The organism is Aquirufa sp. (assembly GCF_044239315.1).
Taxonomy (GTDB): domain Bacteria; phylum Bacteroidota; class Bacteroidia; order Cytophagales; family Spirosomataceae; genus Aquirufa.
In genome coordinates, this window is sequence record NZ_JBIIBQ010000002.1 from 67411 (window position 1) to 90658 (window position 23248).

The following is a 23248-nucleotide window of genomic DNA, read 5'->3' on the forward strand; positions in this document are numbered from 1 at the left end:
TAAAAGGTTCTCTCTGCTTTAAATAGAGAGAACCTTTTTTTATGCGCTATACCGTATTATTGTTGTTGATTTCGGGCACTTTATTTGCCCAAAAAAACATCACCACCGCCTCTGATGCAACGGCGCCCTTACACGCGCTACAGCCAGATTATCCCACGCCTTATGGTGCTCCAGCGGTCGCCGATATACAGAAAACGATCGATCGTATTTTTACCTATTTAGATACTGCCACCCCTAATCGCTTTGTCGATAAAACCAGTGGTGCAGAGGTGAAAACGTATAACGCTAATGCCATTTTTAGCAAAGGTGATTTTCGCCCAATCTCTTATGAATGGGGAGTTACCTATTCAGGAATGTTAGCCTTAACTGAAGTGACCGGTGATGTGAAATACAAAAACTATGTGTTTAATCGCTTAAATCTGATTAATTCGGGTGTTCCAGAGGCCATCAAAATTACAGCTGATCAGCCGCATGTTTTACGAGGATTAGTGCATCCGCGCGCACTTGATGACATAGGTGCGATGGGAATGGCGGTGATAAAGGCCAAAAAAGCAGGCTTCACTACTGATATGTCCTACATTACGAAGCGCGCATCTGATTTTATCTTAAAAGAAGAGCATCGTTTGCCGGATCGTACTCTAGTGCGCATTCGTCCATTACACCACACGATGTGGCTTGATGATGTATATATGTCGATTCCAGCTCTATTGCAATTAGAGGAGTATGAGGAGGCCGTTTTTCAGTTTAATGCGTATCAAAAGCGGATGTTCAATTCAACTCAGAATATATATATGCACGGTTATTTAGTCGATGCGATGGAGCATCCCGAATTCCATTGGGGCCGCGCAAATGGCTGGGCCTTGTTAACGAATGCGGAATTATTGGAATACCTACCGGTGAATCATCCGGCGCGACCGGCTCTTTTGGCTCAGTTGAAAAACCACTTAAAAGGGCTAATGGCCTTACAAGATGGAACCGGTTTTTGGCATCAATTATTGGATAAAAATGATTCCTATTTAGAGACCTCTTGTACGGCGATTTATACCTATGTGATGGCCAAAGGAATCAATAAAGGCTGGTTAGACCCGAAAACATATGGTCCAGCTGCCATCTTAGGCTGGAATGCGGTTAATACGAAAGTGAACGAAAAAGGCCAAGTCGAAGGTACCTGCGTGGGTACCGGTTTAGCCTGGGATCCCGCTTTCTATTACCATCGACCGATTTCTCCCTACGCAGCGCACGGTTATGGCCCCGTACTTTTAGCTGGTGCCGCGATGATGGATTTACTGAAACAAAACAACTACCAAATCAACGATTCCGCCGTACATTTGAAATAATATGAAAAACGCATTTGATTTAATAGGAAAAGTAGCGCTCGTTACGGGCTGCAAAAGAGGCATAGGAATGGCAATGGCTTTGGGTTTAGCGGAGGCTGGTGCAGATATCATCGGAGTTTCGGCTTCATTAGAATTGTCAGGATCTGATATTGAAAAAGCAGTCGCCGGCTTAGGTCGCAATTTCAAAGCCTACCAGGCAGACTTTTCTAACCGCGATTCGCTCTATGCTTTTATTAAACAAGTAAAAGCAGATTTTCCTCGCATCGATATTCTAGTAAATAATGCGGGAACCATTTTGCGCAATCCAGCTGCGGAACATTCAGATGAATTTTGGGATGAGGTTTTAGAGGTGAATTTATCGTCTCAGTTTATTTTGAGCCGAGAGATCGGTTCTGCTATGTTAGCTCAGGGTTCTGGTAAAATTATTTTCACCGCGTCTCTTTTGAGTTTCCAAGGCGGCATTAACGTGCCAGGTTATGCAGCAAGCAAGGGCGGAATTGCCCGTTTAACAATGGCATTAGCGAATGAGTGGGCTGGGAAGGGAGTGAATGTGAATGCGATTGCTCCAGGTTATATTTCAACTGATAATACAGCTGCCTTGCGGGAAGATAAAGATCGCAGTAGCTCTATTTTAGGACGAATTCCGGCAGGAAGATGGGGCGAACCTGAGGACTTTAAGGGTCCTGTGGTTTTCTTAGCATCTGACGCCTCTAACTATGTACACGGAACCATACTGACCGTCGATGGCGGTTGGATGGGTCGGTAATGAAAGAATAGAGCACAAAGAATAAAGAATAAAGATTGAATCCGCTTCGCGGATGGATTCGAGAAAAATCTTTCATAAATTCATCTCCGAAGGAGATTCCAACTTTATACTTTATGCTTTATTCTTTGTGCTCTAATTAAAAAACTAAACCTATGAAAAAAATCTTATCCCTCATTTTTATCTCCACCTCCCTTTTCGCGCAGAAAATAGACGTGGATAAACAAATCGCTTTAGCTGGCCAACAATACCAATTGATGCTAGCTGCCCGACCAGATACGAGCACAACGATTCACTCCGCAAAACAAGACGGTTCGTATAGCAATAAGCCGTCTAGCTGGTGGTGTTCAGGATTTTTCCCGGGTGGACTTTGGTTCCTATATGAAAAGACGAAAGACCCGAAATGGGAGTCTGCGGCGCGTTTATGGACGGCAGCGGTCAAGAAGGAGCAATACAATACGGGAACGCACGATCTGGGCTTTATGATGTACGATTCTTTCGGGAATGGCTTGCGCTTGACCAAAGATCCAGAATACAAGAAGGTATTGATTCAATCAGCTAAGTCTTTAGCGACTCGTTTTGATCCTAAAATTGGTTTGATTAAGTCTTGGAATGGCTTCAAAGGTGGTTATAAATATCCAGTGATCATCGATAATATGATGAACTTGGAATTGTTATTCTGGGCGTCGCGCGAGACGGGAGACCCGCGTTTTAAGGAGATTGCAATCATTCACGCGGATAATACGATGAAGCATCATTTTAGACCGGATTATTCGAGCTACCACGTGATTTGCTATGATGTGGATGGTAAGGTTTTGGCCAAAAAACAACACCAAGGCTACCAAGACGAATCTACCTGGACGCGTGGACATGCCTGGGCAATGTATGGCTATGTGGAAATGTACCGAAATACGAAGGATAAGAAATACCTAGACTTCGCGCAAAAAATCACCGATTTCTACTTGAATCACCCGAATATGCCAGCTGATAAAATTCCGTACTGGGATTTCTATGCGCCTAACATCCCCACAGAGGAACGTGATGCCTCGGCAGGTGCGATTGCAGCCTCTGCTTTGCTGGAATTAAGTACGTATTCTGGTGAGAAAGGCAAGCGCTACTACGCTGATGCGGTGAAGATGTTAGAGTCACTTTCATCGCCTGCTTACCGAGCGGCTTTAGGTGAAAATAATCACTTCTTGATCAAGCATTGCTTGGGAGCGAAATCCTTGAATTCTGAAATTGACGTGCCCTTAATCTATGCAGATTACTATTATTTAGAAGGCTTGTTGCGCTACCAAAAAATGGCCAAAAAATAGACGGCTTTTTGGGCTGAATTTCGTACCTTTGAGGCTTCATTTTTTATCAAGCCCCATGTCAGTTAAGAAAATTCAATCAGCCTTAATTTCGGTTTATTACAAGGACGGTTTAGCGCCTATTATTCAAGAACTTCACAAAAACGGAGTGACACTTTATTCAACGGGAGGGACGCAGTCTTTCATCGAGGAATTGGGTATTCCGGTGATTGCAGTGGAAGATTTAACGGGATATCCGTCGATCTTTGGCGGTCGCGTGAAGACTTTGCACCCGAAAGTTTTCGGTGGTATTTTACACCGTCGTGACTTAGCGGAGGATGTGGCTGTTGCTAAACAATACGATATTCCAGCGCTTGATTTAGTGATGGTAGATTTATACCCATTCGAGGAGACGGTTGCGTCTGGAGCATCTGATGAGGATATTATTGAAAAAATTGACATTGGTGGTATCTCTTTAATCCGCGGTGGAGCGAAGAATTTTAATGATGTATTAATCGTTTCATCTCGTGATCAATACGCTGAAGTTTCTGCGATTTTTGCGGCACACGGTTCTACTTCGACGACTTTAGAAGAGCGTAGAAGTTTCGCAGGAAAGGCATTCGCTGTTTCATCTCACTACGATGGAGCAATTCAGCGTTATTTCGCTGGCCAATCTGCAGATTTAGCAAATTATACGACCTTGCCAGCACACGGTTTACGTTACGGCGAAAACCCGCATCAACAAGGTAAATTCTACGGAGATTTAGCGGCTTTATTTGATAAACTACACGGTAAGGAATTGTCTTACAATAACTTAGTGGATGTAGATGCGTGCCTTTCCCTTTTAGACGAGTTTAAAGAAACAGCTTTCGTTATCATTAAGCACATGAACGCTTGTGGCGTGGCTACTGGTTCTACGGTGAAAGAGGCCTATGATAAAGCGCTTTCTTGTGATCCAATTTCTGCGTTCGGTGGTGTGTTAGCCACAAACAATACGGTGGACAAAGCTGCGGCAGAGTCGATCAATCCGTTGTTCTGTGAGATTCTTATTGCGCCAGACTTTACTCAGGAGGCTTTGGAAATATTAATGACGAAGAAAAATCGTATTTTATTGAAGCGTAACCAAGTTTCTTTCCCGAAAGTGATGTTCAAGACTTTATTGAATGGGGTTTTAGAGCAGGATAAAGATTTAGTGATGGAAGGTGTGGATGATTTCAAGACGGTAACGAAACGCGTTCCTACAGACGAGCAGAAGCGCGCTTTGGCCTTCGCATTAAAAATTTGTAAGCATACGAAGTCAAATACCATCATTTTAGCCAATGATGGCCAGCTATTAGCTTCAGGTGTAGGCCAAACTTCACGTGTAGACGCTTTAAAACAAGCAATCGACAAAGCAAAAGAATTTGGCTTTGATTTAAACGGCGCTGTGATGGCATCGGATGCTTTCTTCCCCTTCCCAGATTGCGTTGAGATCGCTGGAAATGCAGGTATTGTGGCGGTTACGCAGCCGGGTGGATCTATAAAAGATCAAGATTCGATTGATTACTGCGATGCAAATAATTTAGCCATGGTGATGACAGGAATTCGTCACTTTAAACACTAGGATTTTTCGGTTAAAAATTATATTTTTAGGATTAAATTCAACAACATATGCGAAGGCCTTAATGTCTTCGTTTAACCCATTTTAAATACATTATGTCAGAAGCACAAGATTCATCAGCTCAAGATCGGGCAAATTACGGTGCAGATAATATTCAAGTTTTAGAGGGATTAGAGGCGGTTCGTAAACGTCCTTCCATGTACATCGGTGATACCGGCTTTAAAGGGCTTCATCACCTGATTTGGGAAGTAGTTGATAACTCGATTGATGAGGCGTTAGCCGGTCATTGCGATATGATCAAGGTGACGATCAACACGGATAATTCCATTTTAGTAGAAGATAACGGTCGTGGTATCCCTACGGGAATGCACACGAAAGAGAAGCGTTCTGCCCTAGAGGTGGTAATGACTGTGCTTCACGCCGGTGGTAAATTCGATAAAGATACTTACAAGGTTTCTGGAGGTTTGCACGGTGTGGGGGTTTCTTGTGTGAATGCCTTATCGACTGATTTAAAAGTAACGGTTTATAGTCGTGATGGTAAAATTTACCAACAAGAATACAAAATTGGTGTTCCACAATACCCGGTTAAAGAGGTAGGAACAACAGATCGTACGGGTACATCGGTTTTATTTAAGCCAGATGAGACTATTTTTACGGTAACTGAATACAAATACGAAACGGTTGCGGGTCGTTTACGTGAATTATCCTTCTTGAATGCGGGAATTCGTATTCAATTAACTGATTTACGTGAATTAGACGAGAATGGCGTTGCGAAAACGGAGGAATTCTTTTCCGAAGGAGGTCTTCGCGAGTTCGTTATGTTCTTAGATTCAACGCGTGAGCCATTGCTTTCTGAGCCTATCTATATGGAGGGTGATAAGAATGGCGTTCCAGTTCAGGTAGCTATGATGTACAACACTTCCTACACGGAGAACGTGGTATCGTATGTGAACAACATCAATACGATTGAAGGGGGTACTCACGTAGCAGGTTTCCGTGGTGCTTTGACGCGTACGTTGAAAAACTATGCAGATAAGTCCGGTGCTTTAGAAAAATTAAAGATTGATATCGCGGGAGATGATTTTCGTGAAGGTTTGACGGCGGTTATTTCCGTGAAAGTTGCTGAGCCACAGTTTGAGGGCCAAACAAAAACCAAACTAGGTAATGGGGAGGTTTCTGGTGCGGTTTCTGCTGCGATGTCAGACATGTTAGAGTCTTGGTTAGAGGAGCACCCGAAAGAGGCTCGCCAAATTGTAGCCAAAGTTATCTTAGCCGCCCAAGCACGTCATGCTGCTCGAAAGGCGCGTGAAATGGTTCAGCGTAAAACGGTTTTAGGTTCGAACTCCTTGCCAGGTAAATTAGCTGACTGTTCGGATTCTGATCCAGAAACGTGTGAGATTTACCTTGTCGAGGGAGACTCAGCGGGCGGTACGGCGAAACAAGGTCGTAACCGTGCATTCCAAGCTATTTTGCCTTTGCGTGGTAAGATTTTGAACGTAGAGAAAGCACAAGAATACCGTATCTACGAGAACGAAGAAATTAAGAATATGATTACGGCGCTGGGCGTTTCTTTCGGAAAAGATGGAGATGAGCGTGCGTTGAATATGGACAAATTGCGCTACCACAAGGTGATCATCATGACCGATGCGGACGTTGACGGTAGTCACATTCGTACCTTGATTTTAACTTTCTTCTTCCGTTATATGCGCGAATTAGTAGATCGCGGTTGTATTTACATCGCCCAGCCACCCTTGTACCAAGTTAAAAAGGGACAGCAGGTGCGTTACGTTTGGACAGAAGATCAACGTACTCTAGCGATTCAAGAATTAGCGGGTGGAGGAAAAGAAGACAACGTAGGAGTACAACGTTATAAGGGTCTTGGAGAGATGAACGCGGAGCAGTTGTGGGAAACTACGATGAATCCGGAGTCTCGTACCTTGAAGCAAGTAACGGTGGAATCGGCCATTGAGGCAGATTTATTGTTCTCGATGTTAATGGGTGATGAAGTAGCGCCACGTCGTGACTTTATCGAGAAGAATGCTAAATACGCTAAAGTAGACGTTTAGCATGAATTTTGATTTTAAGTCGTATCATTTGCGCGGGATTCACGCGGAGACGCTTGAGGAAAAGCAAGTGATCAATCAGGAATTGAAAGACTTTTACAATTCCTTAACAGAGGAAGATAAAGGCTTGTTTAACTTACAACTTCAGAAATTCTTGGCCACTGAAATGGGGCGTTTGGGTTCTGATTATCAAGCGATCAAAAATCAAATACCTACTGAATAAATGAGTGAATTAGATAAAATACTGAAACACGAAGAGTCAAAAGATTCCCTTGCCGGGAATCTTTTGTCTTTACTTACGCCTACGAACTGGAAAATTAATTTGATGGCTCCTCGGGAGCAAAATCGCAAGGTGGATAAGTCGACCCAAAAGTCGAAGGATACCATTGTGAAATCAAAATTCATCTCCCGTGATTTGTCGTGGTTGAAATTTGATGAGCGCGTATTAGACCAAGCACGTGATAGTTCTAAGTCACTTTTCGATCGCTTAAAATTTTTAGCGATTACGGCTTCTAATTTGGATGAGTTCTTTACCATTCGGATGGGCTCTTTGTATAATTACATTGATTTAGGGAAGGAAAGAACGGATTATTGTGGCTTGCGTGAGGTACCCTTTAAGCAGGCGATTATTGATGAAGCGCAAGAGTTTACGCAAGAAAAGCACCGTCTTTTTATGGAGGAAATCTTGCCTTTATTTCCGGAGAATGGGCTCTTATTAGCTTGTTTAGATGATTTGAATGAAGAGGAGAAGGAAGAAGTAGCGACTTATTTTCAGCGGACCATCTATCCAATGTTAACACCGATGGTGTTCGATCATACGCACACTTTTCCGAGTTTGTTAGCGAAGACCTTGATTTTTGGGGTAGTGACTTTAGGCCTTTCTGATAAGAAAAAGACGGGAAACGAGCGGGAGCAAAAGATCTCTTTTGTGCAGATTCCATTGAATTTGAAGCGTTTTTATGTAATAGAAAGGGAGGACAAAGTGTTGTTTATCCCGATCGAAGAGATAATTCGTCACCATTTGCAGGTTTTGTACCGAAACGTGGAGATAGAATCAACGACTTTATTTCGCATCACTCGTAACGGAGATTTTGATTTAGTAGAACACGAGGATTCGGATACGGATTTTGTAGATGAGGTAAAGAAGAAGATCAAGGACCGTCGGTTGGGTCGAGTGACACGAGTGGAAGTGGAGAAATTCCATTCAGACTTCTTGTTAACTGAAATGTTAAAGCGCTGGAATTTAGAGCGTTCTGATATCTTTATTAAGAATTCGATTTTAGATTTTACGTGTTTTTGGCAAATCTTAAAACACGCTGAATTTAAGACTCAAATGGCTGTAAATCCTGCTGTGGTTCCGGCTTTAGGTCTGAAGTCAGTGGTGATAGATGACATATTCGATACGATTAAGCGAGGTGATATTTTATTACACCATCCCTACAACAATTTTGAACCCGTTATTCAATTATTGGAACAGGCGGCTGATGATCCGAAGGTATTAGCGATTAAGATCACTTTGTATCGGATTTCCAAAAACTCCCGTATTTCGAGCGCCTTATTGCGTGCGGCGGAACAAGGAAAACACGTTTCGGTCTTGTTTGAGGTGAAGGCGCGTTTCGATGAGGAGAACAATATTAAGGAGGCAACGAAATTGCAGAAAGCAGGTTGCTTCGTGATTTACGGGATTCCAGGATTAAAAACGCATACGAAATTGCTACAAGTTATTCGTAACGAAGGCAATCACGTGGTGAGTTATGCCCACCTTTCTTCTGGAAATTACAATGAGGATACGGCTAAATTATATACGGATATTGGCCTTTTAACAACTGATACCCGTATCACACAGGATATTTCAGAGTTTTTCAATGTAATCACGGGTCATTCGATGCCTACGCATTACGAGCATTTGATTACGGCGCCACGGGATATGCGTAACCGTTTAATCGAGATGATCGCAAATGAGGTGAAGAATTACAAAGAAGGAAAACCTGCAGGTATTTGCTGGAAGATTAATTCATTACAAGATTTGAAGACGATGGAGGCTCTTTACAAGGCTTCGCAGGCGGGATTGCCGGTGCTATTAATTGTGCGCGGAATCTGTTGTATTCGTCCGCAACGTAAAGGTTTATCAGAGAATATCTTTATTAAATCAATTGTAGGGGAGTATTTAGAGCATACGCGTTTGTATTACTTCCACCATGAAGGTGATCCTAAAATTTACGGGGGTAGCGCAGATGTGATGGTGCGAAGTTTTGACAGACGTATTGAATCTTTGTTTGAATTAGTGAATACACGGGCGAAGAATTTGGCTATTACCATCTTAGATTGGAACTTACGGGATACCAAGAATTCGTATGAGATGCAGGAGGATGGTACGTATTGGAAAATTGAGAGTGAAGAGCCATTCAATATCCACTCGAAATTTTATGAAATCAAAGACGAGGATTTGGTTGCCGAATTAGCTTTTGATAAATTTACCGTTAGCCTAGAAATGAAATAGGCGAATTACACCAAAAAACAACAAATGGAAAGATTTACAGGATTGCTAGGTATCGTATTGATTTTGGGCGTGGCATTTTTGATGTCAAATAACCGAAAAGCAATCAATTACCGGACGGTAGGTGTAGGTCTTTTGATGCAAGTTTTGTTAGCTGTGTTTATCTTAAAGACGGCAGTAGGCCAAAACCTCTTCCAATGGCTAGGTGATTCCATCAATACTTTATTAGGTCAAGCGGATAAAGGAGCGCAGTTCGTGTTCGGATCTTTAGTGAATCGCGATTTGATGATCAAGGCTTTTGGTCCTGGGAATGACTATATTTTCTTCTTTAAAGTGGTTCCTACCATTATTTTCGTGGCTGTTTTAGTGAATATGTTCTATCATTTAGGTATTCTACAACGCGTGGTTTCCTTTATCGGAAAGGGTGTTCACAGGTTAATGGGCGTGAGTGGGGCAGAAGCGCTTTCGAATGTCGCATCCACCTTTGTGGGGCAGGTAGAAGCGCAAATCATGATTAAGCCTTATTTGAAAAATATGACGAATTCGGAGTTGATGGCTTCGATGACGGGTTCATTTGCGTGTATCGCCGGTGGAGTTATGGCTGTTTATATTTCATTGGGTGTTCCGGCTGCGTATTTACTAGCAGCAAGTTTAATGGCTGCACCTGGTGCATTGGTTATTTCTAAAATCATTTTTCCAGAAACGGAGAAGTCGGAAACCCAAGGTGAAGTGAAATTAGAATTATCTAAAACCCACGCGAATTTAGTGGACGCGATTGCGGCAGGTGCAAGTGAGGGTTTGAAAGTGGGATTGAATGTAATCGCAATGCTAATTGGATTTATTGCCTTGATCGCTTTAGTGGATTTGGGTTTAGGACATATCGGTGCTTGGATTAACTATCCAGAATTATCAATGAATACAATCCTGGGAAAAGTATTCTCTGTTTTTGCTTTTGCGATGGGAGTTCCCGCTCAAGATGTGGAAGTGGCTGGTGCTTTAATGGGAAAGAAGATGGTGGTAAATGAGTTCGTAGCCTATTTAGATATGGTCAATTTAAAAGCAACGTTGGACCCTAAAACAATCGCGATTACCAGTTTTGCGCTTTGCGGATTTGCTAACTTCTCCTCTGTAGCCATCCAAATTGGTGGTATCGGCGAATTAGCCCCTTCACGCCGTTCTGATTTAGCGAAATTAGGCTTCAAAGCCTTGATCGCTGGTACTTTGGCCTCTTATTTATCTGCTACTTTAGCCGGTTTATTATTGTAATATGCGCATTGATCCCGAAACCGTCGAGCGAATAAAGCAAACGGCTGCGGTGGCAGACGTGATCGGGGATTACGTAACTATCAAGAAGAAAGGCGCGAACTATTGGGCATGTTGTCCTTTTCACGGTGAGAAAACGCCTTCTTTTTCTATTTCACCTGCGAAGGGAATCTACAAATGTTTTGGATGTGGTAAGGCTGGAGATTCCGTGCGTTTTGTCATGGATATGGAGGGTCTTGGATATGGGGAGGCATTACGTCATTTGGCCAAAAAATACGGCATCGATATCCAGGAAGAGGAAATGACTGACGACCAGCTCGTTCGTCAAAACGAACGAGAGAGTCTACTCATCATCCTTGAATACGCGAAGGAATTCTTTAAAAAGCAATTATACGAAACAGACGAAGGTAAGTCTATTGCCCTTCCTTATTTTAAGGAACGTGGTTTCTCTGATGCAACCCTACAATCTTTCGATTTAGGCTACAGCCCGGAAGCTTGGGATGCCTTTTTGAAATCAGCACTTAAACAGGGCTTTTCTCAAGAAATCATTGAAAAGGCGGGTCTAGTCACACAAAAAAATGACGACGGAAAAGTCTATGACCGATTCCGAAATCGAGTAATTTTTCCGATCCACAATGTTTCGGGAAAGATTATTGCGTTTGGCGCACGTATACTTCGTAATGATGCGAAGAACCAGGCGAAATACCTGAATTCTCCTGAAACGGAAGTTTATCATAAATCGTCGACGCTCTATGGCATCGCGCAAGCTAAGAATGAAATTCGCACCAAAGATGTTTGTTACCTCGTTGAAGGCTATACCGATGTTATTTCGCTGCATCAAGCGGGAATAAAGAACGTGGTAGCATCTTCAGGAACTTCTTTGACCATCGAGCAAATCAAGTTAATCGGTCGATTCACACAGCATGTCACCGTTCTATATGATGGTGATTCTGCGGGTATTAAAGCAGCCTTACGTGGAATGGATTTGATTCTAGAAGAAGGCTTACAAGTGAATTTAGTGGTATTCCCTGAAGGGAATGACCCCGATTCTTTTGTTAGAAAGATTGGTTCAGAGGCCTTTGTGGAGTATATCAAAAAAGAGTCAAAAGACGTCATCTCTTTCCAAGCGAATTTATTCAAAGACGAAGCGGGAGATGATCCCTTCAAGAAAGCAGAGATGATTAAAGAAATGGTTCAATCTATTTCCAAAATCCCGGATGGGATTCAGCGCAGCTTATTTATTCAAAAGACCGCCTCTATGATGCGGATGGATGAAGATGTCTTGCTGGCTGAATTAAATAAGATTCAATTAAAGAAGATGAAAGGGGCTTCGAATGATCCTCAACAAATCTCTGCCCAGCAATATGCAGAGGTTAGAGATCTCATCGAACCCGTTCAAGGGGATCAGACGGTTGAAGTCCCAAATTTAGCCTATTACCAAGAATTAGAATGTGTCCGCTTAATGATCAATTATGGTCATTTGGAAATTAATCCAGAAAAGGCGCCTGGTCTATCGGTGGTTCATTATTTAATTGATGAATTAGAGGGTACGGTTTTTCAGACGCCGCTATTTATTCGCATTTTGGACCTCTGCAAGCAAGAATTTGCTACTCAGCGTGCACCTAAGCCTGATTTCTTTTTACACCATTCAGATGAGGAAATCCAATCTTTCTCCATTAATATCTCGTCTGATAAGCATTCTGTATCTTCAGAATGGAAGGATAAGCACGAAATTCGCGTGAATACGGATGAGGAGATGCTGGAGGATTTGGCCTATAAAAATGTGTTACGTCTCCGTAAAGTGTATAATGATCAGCATTTAAAGGAGGTACTTTCTAAATTGGATTCCTTGCAAGCCGATTCTCCAGAGATGGATGGAGTCTTGTTAGAGTTTCTGCGTTTGAAGGAAATTCAAAAAAATATTTCTCAAGAATTAGGTACTGTTATTGAAAAATAGCCTATTTTTGCCTTAGAATGAAGAAAATACTTGCCATAATGCTATTCTCTGTGCTGCTTTACCAAGCAGGCGGTTTCGCTTTGCAGTATCTATCGGATGGCAACACCGTGTCTATAGATCCGGAAACGGAAGAAACGGTAGTCGTTAAAATACCCATTAATTTACCTTACCAAACGGATTGGGTTTCATCCGAAGAAATAGAGGGTTCTGTTCGCCAAGGGGATGAATTCTATGAAATGAAGTCGCGTAAGGTTGAAAATGATACCTTAGTCACGGTGATGGTGAAAGACCGGAATGCCCGTGAAAACTTCTTTGATTTAGCGGAGCAGGTGAACGAACATCTAACGGATGAACCAGGTTCTACTCCAGCTAAAACGAAATTAATTAACTCCTTAGTGAAAGAATATTGTGCTCAGTCATCTGGTTGGGTGCTGTATATTTTGGATTGGCCTTCCCCTTCGGAGGCAATCAGTCATCCTATTTTACCTACAATTGACTTTTCGTCTGCTTTTTTCTCGCCGCCACGGCAAGCTTAATTTTTAATTCCTTCATAGCCTGGGACTAATCTGTCCTCGGATATCATGTATTTTAAAAAATTAAGCAAATGAAAAAGTGTATTACTCTTTTATTTTGTTTACTAGGTTTCGTCGAATTAAAGGCTCAAATGCCTCATGACGCGATCTATATGAACAAAAAGTTAGCCTGTGGCGCCTTAATTTATGGCCATAGCTCCTGGACAAATTACTGGGAAAATAACCTAAAGCGGGATAATCCGAATATAGGTCGTTTAAGTACGGAATCCACAACGGCGATGATAGCTTACGGTATCACGCGTGATATCAATGTAATCGCGATGGTTCCCTATGTAAAAACGAATGCTAGTCAGGGTAACTTGATGGGTCAGCAAGGTTTTCAAGATGCCTCGGTTTTTGTCAAAGTAAAAAGCAAGGCATTTAAGGGCATAACTGCACATGCGGTTGTGGGACTAAGCTCTCCTGTCACGAATTATGTGCCTGATTTTATGCCTATGTCAATTGGCCTAGGGACTAAAACAGCTCTGGTGCGAGGAATGATTTCATATGCTTTACCTACACATTTATATGTGAATACGTCTATTGCCTATCAGGCCAGAAGTAAGGTGAAAGCGGATCGTGATGCCTATTTAATGGGTTCTAAATTGTATCAAACCAGTCATGTATCTGTACCAGATGCCTTTGATGCCGCCTTTCGCTTTGGCTATTTGAAAAAGGATAACCAACTCGAATTATTTGCAGAACATTTTTCTTGTATCAAGGGGGATGCTATCCGTCGTAATGACATGCCTTTTTTGACAAATGATATGACGATGACTACCGTGGGTATTTACGGTAAATACCAGCCTAAGAAGATCGGTGTCAACGCGCGAGTTGCTTATGTTTTTGATGGCCAAAACGTAGGTCAAAGCACCTCTATTTCAGTAGGGGTATTGTATCAATTTAAAATTAATTAGCATGAAATATATATTTAGTTTATTGGTCTTGATCACGATGTGGTCATGCGATAAATCTGTCTTAGAATCAGTTATTGAGCCATATACTCCAGCAAAAGTAGACGAGACGGCCGGAAATTGGAAGACTTTTATTTTAACAAGTCCTACGGAAGTAGCTGTGCCAGCATTAAATTCAGATGCAGCCTATAAGAAAGAAGTGGATTCGGTGAAAGCACTGGGAATTACATCGACTCAGAAGGCGGCGGTTCAGTACTGGGGAGCTGGCTCAGTGTTACGTTGGAATGAAATTGCAAGGGAATTAGCCGCGCGCTATAATTTGCCTCCTGCAGCAAATGCAGCCGGTATTTATCCGGTACCTAATCCAGCAGATCCTTTGGCAGACCCTAAATTTCCTTTTGCTAATCCGCCCTATACCGCAAGAGCTTTAGCTTATTTGTCTGTGGCGCAATATGATGCGCTTGTTAGTGCTTGGAAGTACAAATACCAGTATAATCGCCCGGCGCCTTATGTGCTAGATGCGACAATCAAGCCTTTATTGCCTACCTCTACATTACCATCCTACCCATCTGAAGATGCGGTGGTGGCACAGGCGAGTTATGTGATTTTGTTAGCAATGTTCCCAGGGGAGGGTCCTTTTTTAGCGGCTAAATTAGCGGAAGCTAAGAATATACCTATTTGGGCGAAAACGAATGTAAATTCAGATGTGATTGCTGGTGCAAATTTAGGTGCGGCTGTTGCAACGAAGGTAATGGCAAGAGCGAAAGCAGACGGAATGAGCGCTTCAAATAATCAGGCGATTGTTCCTGATTTAATTGCACATGCTAAATCGATAGGGGTAACAAAACTTTGGGAAAGTCAAGAATTACCTCCTCGTCCTCCTATGTTACCTAATTATGGTGCTGTGAAAACTTGGAATTTTGATAGGGCTACTTTAGAATCGATTCGCCCAGCTATACCTTATTTACCAGGCTCTCCGGAATTTAAGGCTGATTTAGCCGAACTACAAGCGATTAATAAAAGCCAAACTCGCCAACAAGCTGCTATTGCTAATTATTGGGCAGATGGCCCTGGTTCCTATACACCACCAGGCCATTGGCACCGATATGCCTGTCAGGCAGGTGTGGATGCGAAATATTCGGAGGTTCGCATGGCGCGCATGCTGGCCTACGTTGGAACCGCCTTAATGGATGCGGGTATTGCTTGTTGGGAGACAAAATATTTCTATTATAGTCCTCGTCCTCAGCAGTTTGACTTAAAGACGTCTGTAGGATTACCTAATTTCCCTGGTTATACTTCTGGACATTCGACCTTCTCGTTTGCAGCTTCCACGGTATTAGCTGCGTTTTTTCCTGAAAAATCGAATGTATTTAATAAATATGCCCAGGAGGCCTCTGAATCCCGTGTTTATGGATTGATACATTTCCGGGTAGATTGTACAATGGGTGGAAAGCATGGAAAAGTAATAGGAACGTATGCCGTCCAAAAAGCGAACGCAGATGGTGCGCAGTAAGTCAGTGTAAAAAACAAATAAATAAGCCCCTTATTCTCGTGGATAAGGGGCTTTTTTATTACAGACCTAAGATCTTTTTATTGAACTCTTCATCAGCTCCGGTTCCTGCGAAATCATCAAATACCTTCTCGGTTGCTTTGATGATGTGGCTCGCGATGAACGGCGCACCCTCCGTAGCTCCCTGAACGGGATCTTTGATGCAGCATTCCCATTCTAATACCGCCCATCCGTCGTATCCGTATTGGGTTAATTTAGAGAAGATGCTTTTGAAATCGACTTGTCCGTCGCCTAAAGAGCGGAAACGTCCGGCACGGTTGATCCAAGATTGGTAGCCACCATAAACGCCTTGTTTTCCCGTTGGGTTGAATTCGGCGTCTTTTACGTGGAACATCTTGATGCGCTCGTGGTAGAAGTCGATGTATTGTTTGTAGTCCAAAGCCTGTAAAACAAAGTGCGATGGATCATACAATAGATTCGCGCGCTTGTGGCCTTTAACTTCGTCTAAGAACATTTCGAATGTCACGCCATCGTGTAAATCTTCACCTGGGTGAATCTCGTAGCATACATCCACGCCACACTCATCGAAGGTATTCAAAATCGGTAACCAACGGCGACCTAATTCTTTAAAACCTTGCTCCACTAATCCAGCTGGACGTTGTGGCCAAGGATACACTGTGTGCCACATTAAGGCACCGGAGAACGTTGCGTGGGCGTTTAAACCTAAGTTTTGAGAAGCTTTCGCTGCGTATTTTAATTGTTGGATCGCCCATTCGGTACGCGCCTTTGGATTTCCTTTTACGGAATCTGGGGCAAAAGCATCGAATCCTAGGTCATAGGCCGGGTTAACCGCGACTAATTGACCTTGAAGGTGGGTTGATAATTCAGTGATTTGTAAGCCTTTGGCAGCTAACATCCCTACGATTTCATCGCAATAAGTCTTGGACTCTGCAGCTTTTTGCAGGTCGATGCAACGTGAATCCCACGAAGGGATTTGCACACCTTTGTAACCTAAAGAGGCTACCCAAGTCGTGATGCTATCTAAGGAATTGAATGGGGCTTCATCGCCCATAAATTGTGCCAAAAATATCGCTGGTCCTTTGATCGTTTTCATATATAATTGAGGTTTAGATTTTAACCCATTTTTGTGAACGCGTCGAATCTAAAATGCGCTCGCAAATTAATAATTCACGGTATCCGTCTGCAAAAGTGGGGTATTTCGGGTTTTCAGGTTGCTTACCAGCTTCTACAGCTGCGTACACTTCCTTGAATAATTGTTTCGATGTATCAGAGAATCCTTCATTGTGACCTCCTGGGAAAGTCATTAACGCGGTTGCTTCAGGATAAGCTAGAGATGGATCGCGCATTAACACTTGGTTAGCTTGATCACGGTTACCAATCCACATTTCGTTAGGGGATTCTGAGTTAAAGGCAAAAGTCTTGTTCGAACCAGAAATTTCTAATTTCAATTGGTTCTTACGACCCGCTGAAACCTGAGATACGGTCACGCAACCGCGGTTTCCGTTGTCAAAACGTAATAATACGTTCGCGTGATCTTCCGTATTAATAGGCACATCCGCATAATCTTCTGGTTGTAACATTTTGCCTGAATATGTCTCTACTGGCTTCAATGGCTTCTTACGTACCTTGTGAACGGTATTAAAATCAGCCATCACTTCGACTGTTTTTAACCCTGTGATGTATTCTATGACGTCTAATAAGTGAGATCCGATATCGGCGATAGCGCGTGAATCACCTGATTTGTCCGGCTCTAAACGCCAGTTATAATCTGTATTGTAGAATAACCAATCTTGTAAATAGCTACCGATGATGGAATAGATTTCTCCTAAATCACCTTTCTCGCGCATCGTCTTCATTTGACGCACTAAAGGATAGTAGCGTAAGTTAAAGTGAACCGCGTTCACTAAACCTGTCTTCGCTGCTAATTCAACTAATTCCTCCGCCTCGTGTAAATCCTTTGCCAAAGGCTTCTCACACACCACGTGCTTCCCAGCCAATAAGGCTGCCTTGGACTGTGAATAGTGAAGAAAGTTAGGTGTGCAAATGTGCACGCACTGAATATCGTCTTGTTTTAAAAGGTCCTCAAAGGTATACCAGCGACTAATTCCTAATTGCTTTGCTTTCGCCTCAGCTAGTTCGATTGTCACTTCGCAAAGCGCAGCAACATCAATATTAGGTAAACGGCGCAATGCCTCGATATGAGCGGGCCCGATAAAACCGGTTCCTACGATTCCAACTTTGATTTTAGTCATGGTTTATTATAGTTCAAATTTTGTCCACTTATTCGTATTGTCTTGGGCTGATCTCACCACATTTTCGATGAAGGCCATGCCCATAATTCCTTCGTCAATGCCTGGGAAATCATATAAAGGATCTTGCGCTTTGCCTTCCCATTTCGCTCTTAAGGCAAAAGCAAAATTGCGGTAGATGTTAGCAAAAGTTTCCACGTAGCCTTCTGGGTGACCCGCTGGCTGCCGTGTATGCGCATTCGCTGCCGGAGATAGCTGGCCTACGGCCGTACGAATAATCCGCGCTCCTTCGTCGCGCGTCCTAAACACCATCGTATTCGGCTCCATTTGGTGCCACGTAATACCAGCCTTGCTTCCATAGATACGGAAGTTGAAGTCGTTCTCTTCTCCGTTGCAGATTTGAGAGCAATGTAAAATACCTTTGGCCCCATTATTATAATGGATTAAGATATTACCATCGTCATCTAATTGACGCCCCTCCACGAAGATTGTAAGATCAGCGCAAAGCTCTTTAATATGTAATCCAGTAATGTATTCGATTAAATTTTCGCAGTGCGTTCCGATGTCGCCGATGGCTCCTGCGGCACCACATCTCGCTGGATCTGTTCTCCAAGCCGCTTGCTTTTGGCCCGTTGCTTCCACTAAGTCGATCAACCAACCTTGAGGATATTCCACGATGATCTTGCGAATATCACCTAATTGACCTGAGTCTACTAAGTGCTTCGCCTCTTTGACCATCGGATAGGCCGTATAGTTGTGAGTTAAAGCGAAAATCAAGCCAGATTTATCGATGATTTTCTTTAGTTCTTTTGCCTCAGCGAGATTCAAAGTCGCTGGCTTGTCGCAAACCACATGGAATCCATTTTCTAGCGCCATTTTAGCCGCCGGGAAATGCACGTGATTCGGTGTAACAATGGAAACGAAATCCATGCGCTCACCTTCTGGTAATTCTTTTTCCTTTAAGATCATCTCCTCGTACGAACCGTAAACGCGGTTTTCTGGAAGATAAAGAGCTTCACCTGTGGCTTTTGATTTTTCTGCGCTAGAACTAAACGCGCCGCAAACTAATTCGATTTCTCCGTCTAATTGGGAACCGCGACGGTGAACTGCACCGATAAAAGCCTCTTGACTTCCACCGATCATTCCCATTCTGATTTTCCTACTTTGGCGTGATTTTGCCTGTGTAGCAGAACCTCCTTGGATCATAAGTATTATAGATTTAGATAGGTTACAAAAATAGAGCAAAATTTGGTTTTATAGCCTCTAAATCCCTCTTTTTTTGACATAATTGTAAAAATAAATGCCCCTAGATATCATTATCCGAAAAACTTTTTGTTTTTTTGTTACGATTTTTCCAATGAAGAATTTAATTTTTTAAAGAATAACCAAAATAATTAATTAATCTAAACCTCAAACAATTATGAATCAAACTGTTAATGCCAACCGTTTATTTTTGGCGTCCTGTTTTGCCCTCATCACCACGGCCTTTTCTTTTAGCATTCGGGCAGGTATTTTACCTCAGTTAGGAACGGAATTATCTTTAACTAACGAGCAACTAGGTTATATCAACCAAATGTGGTTTCTAGGCTTTCCAATTTCCATGATTTTAGGAGGTGTATTTTATACGTCAGTTGGACCAAAATTGATCATGCAAATTGCCTTAGTAGCACACGCCGCAGGTATTTTATTGACTATTTATGCGGTGGACTACAATACGTTGTTGATTTCTACTCTTTTAATTGGATTAGGAAACGGTTGTACGGAAGCGGCTTGTAATCCAATGATTGCTGATGCCTACACAGGAAACGAGATGAGTAGTAAGCTGAATCGTTTTCACATGTGGTTCCCAGGTGGAATTGTGGTAGGTTCTTTAATCTCAAAGTTCATGACGGATGCAGGAATGGCTTGGCAAACACAAGTTTGGGTTATTATCTTACCGACAGTCATTTATGCTATCTTGTTCTCCGGCCAAGCTTTCCCTAAGCCTAAGGCGGATGCAAGTTCGACGATGGATAGCTTCAAGGCTATGCTAAATCCATTGTATTTATTTATGGCGGCTTGTATGGCTTTAACAGCTATCTCAGAATTTGGCCCTCAGCAATGGGTAGGCCCTATTTTAGCGAAAGCAGGTGCTAGCCCCATGTTAATTTTAGCCTTGGTGACAGGATTGATGGCCGTGGGTCGTTATTTTGCTGGATCCATTATTGCTAAAATCAATACGGTGGGTGTGTTATTAGGCTCAGCCATTTTTGCATTGGCAGGTTTATACATGATGAGCACCATGTCAGGTTCTACCTTGTACTTCGCAGCCTTCATCTACGCGTTAGGTATTTGTTATTTCTGGCCAAACATGTTAGGATATGTGGCTGAGGCAATGCCTAAAACAGGTGCTTTAGGTCTATCTATTATGGGGGGAATTGGTATGTTTTCGTCTTCTATGTTCCAGCCAATTATCGGTGGATGGATTGATAAAAACAAAGCAGTGGCTGTAGGTCAAGGTTTGGTAGGCGACGTGGCTGATTTAGCTGCAGGGCAGGCAACACTATCTAATATGTTGTTATTCCCAGCGATCTTAATCGTGGCTTTTGCGGGTCTTTATTTCTTTGGAAAGAAAGCAGCTCAGGCTTAATCTAGAAATTTAATTAATTTAGGGGGCTCGAAAGGCCCCCTTTTTTTATGCGTTATCTGATTTTAATTTCCTTCTTGTTCGCGTCTTGCAAGCCTAATTGGCGAATTGATCCTGCCAAAGTAAAGGAAGAATTGCAGGCCCAGGCGGGACAACATACGGAGCGTAAAATAGTAGTGGAAACGAGGTTAGGGGATTTCGAACTCGAGTTAGATGATCGAACGCCTTTGCATACGGTGAACTTTATTCGGTTAGTGAAGATGGGTTATTTCGAGGATCGCTACTTCTATCGCAATGTATATGAAATCGGGATTCAAGGTGGGGGTGAGTATTTTGATCGCCTGAATTACTTAGTGCCTGCTGAATATTTGGAGGAACTGCGTCCCGTTCGAGGCACGATTGCGATGGCACGATATGACGAAGGGAACCCTTTGCAGTCCTCTTCGCCTACAGAATTTTTCATCGTGACAGATACAGAACAAGCAGCTCGTTTTTACCGAAAATACGTAGTTTTTGGTAAAGTGACTAAAGGAATGGCCGTCGTCGATTCCATCAAAAAAGAACGTTCCTTTGACGAGAAACCCGTTATTCCGGTGAAGTTTTCGATGTCTGTTTTGGACCAGAAATAAGACTTAATAGAAGGGCGATCGCCATCACTAATAGGCAGCCTAACACGTTTAGCCAAAGAAAGGCCATCCATTCCACCTTCCAAGCATAAATTACAAAAGCTTCTGCAATCAGTGCCGCCGTAAAAACCTGTGTTCCCGTCGTTCTAGGCAAATAAAAGGCACATAAAAAGACGCCTAAAATAGTGCCATAAAACCAGGAACCTAAAATATTCACAACTTCAATCAAGCTGCCCATGTTCACCGCAAATTGGGCGACGACTAAACAAAGTACCCCCCAGCCCAAAGTAATGAGTTTTGAAATCCACCAATAGTGCTGGTTACCTCGGTCAGGAGCGATAAATCGTTCATAAATATCCACCATCGAAGTGGAAGTCAAGGATCCAAAAGCGGATGCCATCGAACCCATCGACGATAACAAAATCATCGCGATCAGAAAGCCCACGATCCCTATAGGTAATTGGTTGATGATATAATGCAAGAAGATATAGTTCGTGTCTTGCGCCTCCGTGTCAGGTTTAACAGATTTCAATAGACCTACCGCTTTTTCCTGAGTGGCTGAAGCTTGCTTATTCAATTCGTCTAGGCGTGCGTAATCTTTCTGTAAAATAGCTGATTTCTTTGCCTCGAAAATGGCGCCTTTCTCTTGATCGATGGCCTGATGACCCGGCACTGTAGACCAAACGGCCTCCGTATTCTTATTAAAGAAGGTAGGAGGGGCATTAAACTGATAATACGTGAAAACTAATATTCCGACCAGCAAGATGAAGAACTGCATAGGAATCTTTAGGAAACCATTCATGAGCAATCCTTTCTTGATCTCTCCAGCAGAAACGCCGGAAAGGTAGCGGCCTACCTGACTTTGGTCTGTACCAAAATAGGAAAGCTGCAAAAAGAATCCTCCAATGATTCCAGACCAAATATTGTAGCGGTTATTCAAATCGAATTTCCAATCAATCAAGTTCACTTTGCCCATCTTGCCCGCAATCTGCAAGGATTCTTTTACTCCAATTTCGTCTGGAAGCTGTGAAACGATATAAAATCCGACGAAAACCATGCCGACTAAAACCACGACCATTTGCAGCATTTGGGTGTAGGAGATGGCTTTTGAGCCACCTAACATACAATAGGCAGTTACGATAGCCGCAGTAATGGCGTTCGTCCAAGTCAAATCCCAGCCTAACAAAGTGGAAAGAATAATGGAAGGCGCGGCGATGGTGACTCCGGTGGATAAGGCACGCGGAATTAAGAAAAGGAGGGAGGTGAGCACCCGAGTTTTGGCATCAAAGCGATTCTCTAAAAATTCGTAGGCTGTATATACTTTTAAGGAGAAATAATGTGGAATAAAGGTCACCGAAAGGATAATCATCGCGATGGGTAGACCTAAATAAAATTGCACGAAGCGCATGCCATCGTGGTAAGCCTGACCTGGAACGGATAAAAAAGTAATCGCAGAAGCCTGCGTGGCCATCACTGAAAGTAAAATGTGGTACCAGGGGAGTTTCCGATCCGCTAAGAGAAATCCTTGCAACGAATGCTTCGTTTGCTTCCCTTTCCAGCTGCCATACGCCACAATTCCACCAATCGTGCCCAATAAAACGATCCAATCGAGTGCCTGCATTACTATTTGAAGGTTTCAGTTAAGTAAATGAATGTCGCAATAACTCCGATAAGGAAAGCCAAGAGTGCAATATACCAGCGACTGAATTTCATAGGAGGATTATTTTTGCCCAAAGTTAATCCAATATTTATATTTAAAAGCTTTTGAATTTTTAAAATTGCTGACTACCTTTGCACTCCAAATTACGCGGGTGTGGTGGAATTGGTAGACATACCAGACTTAGGATCTGGCGCCGCGAGGCATGGGGGTTCGAGTCCCTTCACCCGTACCAATGGCAAGCCCTCAACACCAAAAAAGGTTTTGAGGGTTTTATTTTAAAAGCTAATTATAAATAATC

18 protein-coding genes and 1 tRNA gene are annotated in these 23248 nt (G+C 42.7%); 15 read left to right on the forward strand and 4 right to left on the reverse strand.

Annotated features, from left to right (window positions below; genetic code table 11):
- Positions 1-41 precede the first annotated feature (41 nt).
- The 12 genes from ACILP5_RS00985 to ACILP5_RS01040 all read left to right on the forward strand — a co-directional run bounded on the left by ACILP5_RS00985 (position 42) and on the right by ACILP5_RS01040 (position 15771).
- Positions 42-1337 carry a glycoside hydrolase family 105 protein gene (locus ACILP5_RS00985; RefSeq protein ID WP_395616780.1) on the forward strand — a complete coding sequence of 432 codons (1296 nt, stop codon included), beginning with the start codon at positions 42-44 and terminating at the stop codon, positions 1335-1337.
- Position 1338: 1 nt separating this feature from the next.
- Positions 1339-2103 (forward strand): SDR family oxidoreductase, encoded by a 765-nt coding sequence (locus ACILP5_RS00990; RefSeq protein WP_395616781.1) that lies wholly within the window; start codon positions 1339-1341, stop codon positions 2101-2103.
- A 152-nt stretch (positions 2104-2255) separates the two neighbouring features.
- Complete coding sequence (locus ACILP5_RS00995) at positions 2256-3416, forward strand: glycoside hydrolase family 88 protein (protein WP_395616782.1); 1161 nt, start codon at positions 2256-2258, stop codon at positions 3414-3416.
- Between the two features lie 55 nt (positions 3417-3471).
- A complete protein-coding gene (purH, locus tag ACILP5_RS01000) occupies positions 3472-4995 on the forward strand; it encodes a bifunctional phosphoribosylaminoimidazolecarboxamide formyltransferase/IMP cyclohydrolase (protein WP_395616783.1) in 1524 nt (507 codons plus the stop codon).
- A gap of 92 nt (positions 4996-5087) precedes the next feature.
- The gene (gyrB, locus tag ACILP5_RS01005) at positions 5088-7058 is read left to right on the forward strand and encodes a DNA topoisomerase (ATP-hydrolyzing) subunit B (RefSeq protein ID WP_395616784.1); all 1971 of its coding nucleotides are present in this window, start codon (positions 5088-5090) and stop codon (positions 7056-7058) included.
- A 1-nt stretch (position 7059) separates the two neighbouring features.
- The gene (locus tag ACILP5_RS01010; RefSeq protein WP_395616785.1) at positions 7060-7278 is read left to right on the forward strand and encodes a hypothetical protein; all 219 of its coding nucleotides are present in this window, start codon (positions 7060-7062) and stop codon (positions 7276-7278) included.
- Positions 7279-9555 carry a polyphosphate kinase 1 gene (ppk1, locus tag ACILP5_RS01015; RefSeq protein ID WP_395616786.1) on the forward strand — a complete coding sequence of 759 codons (2277 nt, stop codon included), beginning with the start codon at positions 7279-7281 and terminating at the stop codon, positions 9553-9555.
- Positions 9556-9579: 24 nt separating this feature from the next.
- Positions 9580-10818 carry a NupC/NupG family nucleoside CNT transporter gene (locus ACILP5_RS01020; protein WP_395616787.1) on the forward strand — a complete coding sequence of 413 codons (1239 nt, stop codon included), beginning with the start codon at positions 9580-9582 and terminating at the stop codon, positions 10816-10818.
- Between the two features lies 1 nt (position 10819).
- Positions 10820-12772 carry a DNA primase gene (gene dnaG, locus ACILP5_RS01025; RefSeq protein WP_395616788.1) on the forward strand — a complete coding sequence of 651 codons (1953 nt, stop codon included), beginning with the start codon at positions 10820-10822 and terminating at the stop codon, positions 12770-12772.
- Positions 12773-12789: 17 nt separating this feature from the next.
- Positions 12790-13308 (forward strand): hypothetical protein, encoded by a 519-nt coding sequence (locus ACILP5_RS01030; protein ID WP_395616789.1) that lies wholly within the window; start codon positions 12790-12792, stop codon positions 13306-13308.
- Positions 13309-13376: 68 nt separating this feature from the next.
- The gene (locus tag ACILP5_RS01035; RefSeq protein ID WP_395616790.1) at positions 13377-14261 is read left to right on the forward strand and encodes a hypothetical protein; all 885 of its coding nucleotides are present in this window, start codon (positions 13377-13379) and stop codon (positions 14259-14261) included.
- A gap of 1 nt (position 14262) precedes the next feature.
- Positions 14263-15771 carry a phosphatase PAP2 family protein gene (locus tag ACILP5_RS01040; protein WP_395616791.1) on the forward strand — a complete coding sequence of 503 codons (1509 nt, stop codon included), beginning with the start codon at positions 14263-14265 and terminating at the stop codon, positions 15769-15771.
- Between the two features lie 58 nt (positions 15772-15829).
- Here the strand turns inward: ACILP5_RS01040 and ACILP5_RS01045 are convergent, their stop codons facing one another.
- From ACILP5_RS01045 to ACILP5_RS01055, 3 genes are read right to left on the reverse strand one after another with little or no spacing between them, the layout of a single operon-like run.
- The gene (locus ACILP5_RS01045) at positions 15830-16882 is read right to left on the reverse strand and encodes a sugar phosphate isomerase/epimerase family protein (RefSeq protein WP_395616792.1); all 1053 of its coding nucleotides are present in this window, start codon (positions 16880-16882) and stop codon (positions 15830-15832) included.
- Positions 16883-16895: 13 nt separating this feature from the next.
- On the reverse strand, positions 16896-18041 hold the full coding sequence (locus ACILP5_RS01050; RefSeq protein ID WP_395616793.1) for a Gfo/Idh/MocA family protein: 1146 nt from the start codon (positions 18039-18041) through the stop codon (positions 16896-16898).
- Between the two features lie 6 nt (positions 18042-18047).
- Complete coding sequence (locus ACILP5_RS01055) at positions 18048-19187, reverse strand: Gfo/Idh/MocA family protein (protein ID WP_395616848.1); 1140 nt, start codon at positions 19185-19187, stop codon at positions 18048-18050.
- 271 nt (positions 19188-19458) lie between these two features.
- Here ACILP5_RS01055 and ACILP5_RS01060 point away from each other — a divergent pair, with 271 nt between their 5' ends.
- Together ACILP5_RS01060 and ACILP5_RS01065 are read left to right on the forward strand one after the other, a co-directional pair.
- Entirely contained in the window at positions 19459-20667 is a 1209-nt protein-coding gene (locus ACILP5_RS01060; RefSeq protein ID WP_395616794.1) for an MFS transporter, read from the forward strand.
- 47 nt (positions 20668-20714) lie between these two features.
- Positions 20715-21293 carry a peptidylprolyl isomerase gene (locus ACILP5_RS01065; protein WP_395616795.1) on the forward strand — a complete coding sequence of 193 codons (579 nt, stop codon included), beginning with the start codon at positions 20715-20717 and terminating at the stop codon, positions 21291-21293.
- Here ACILP5_RS01065 and ACILP5_RS01070 read toward each other — a convergent pair.
- Positions 21250-22911 (reverse strand): sodium:solute symporter, encoded by a 1662-nt coding sequence (locus tag ACILP5_RS01070; RefSeq protein ID WP_395616796.1) that lies wholly within the window; start codon positions 22909-22911, stop codon positions 21250-21252. The genes ACILP5_RS01065 and ACILP5_RS01070 overlap by 44 nt on opposite strands.
- A gap of 186 nt (positions 22912-23097) precedes the next feature.
- On the opposite strand from ACILP5_RS01070, the gene ACILP5_RS01075 reads away from it, so the two are divergent.
- A tRNA-Leu gene (locus ACILP5_RS01075) sits at positions 23098-23182 on the forward strand.
- The last annotated feature ends 66 nt before the right edge of the window (positions 23183-23248 follow it).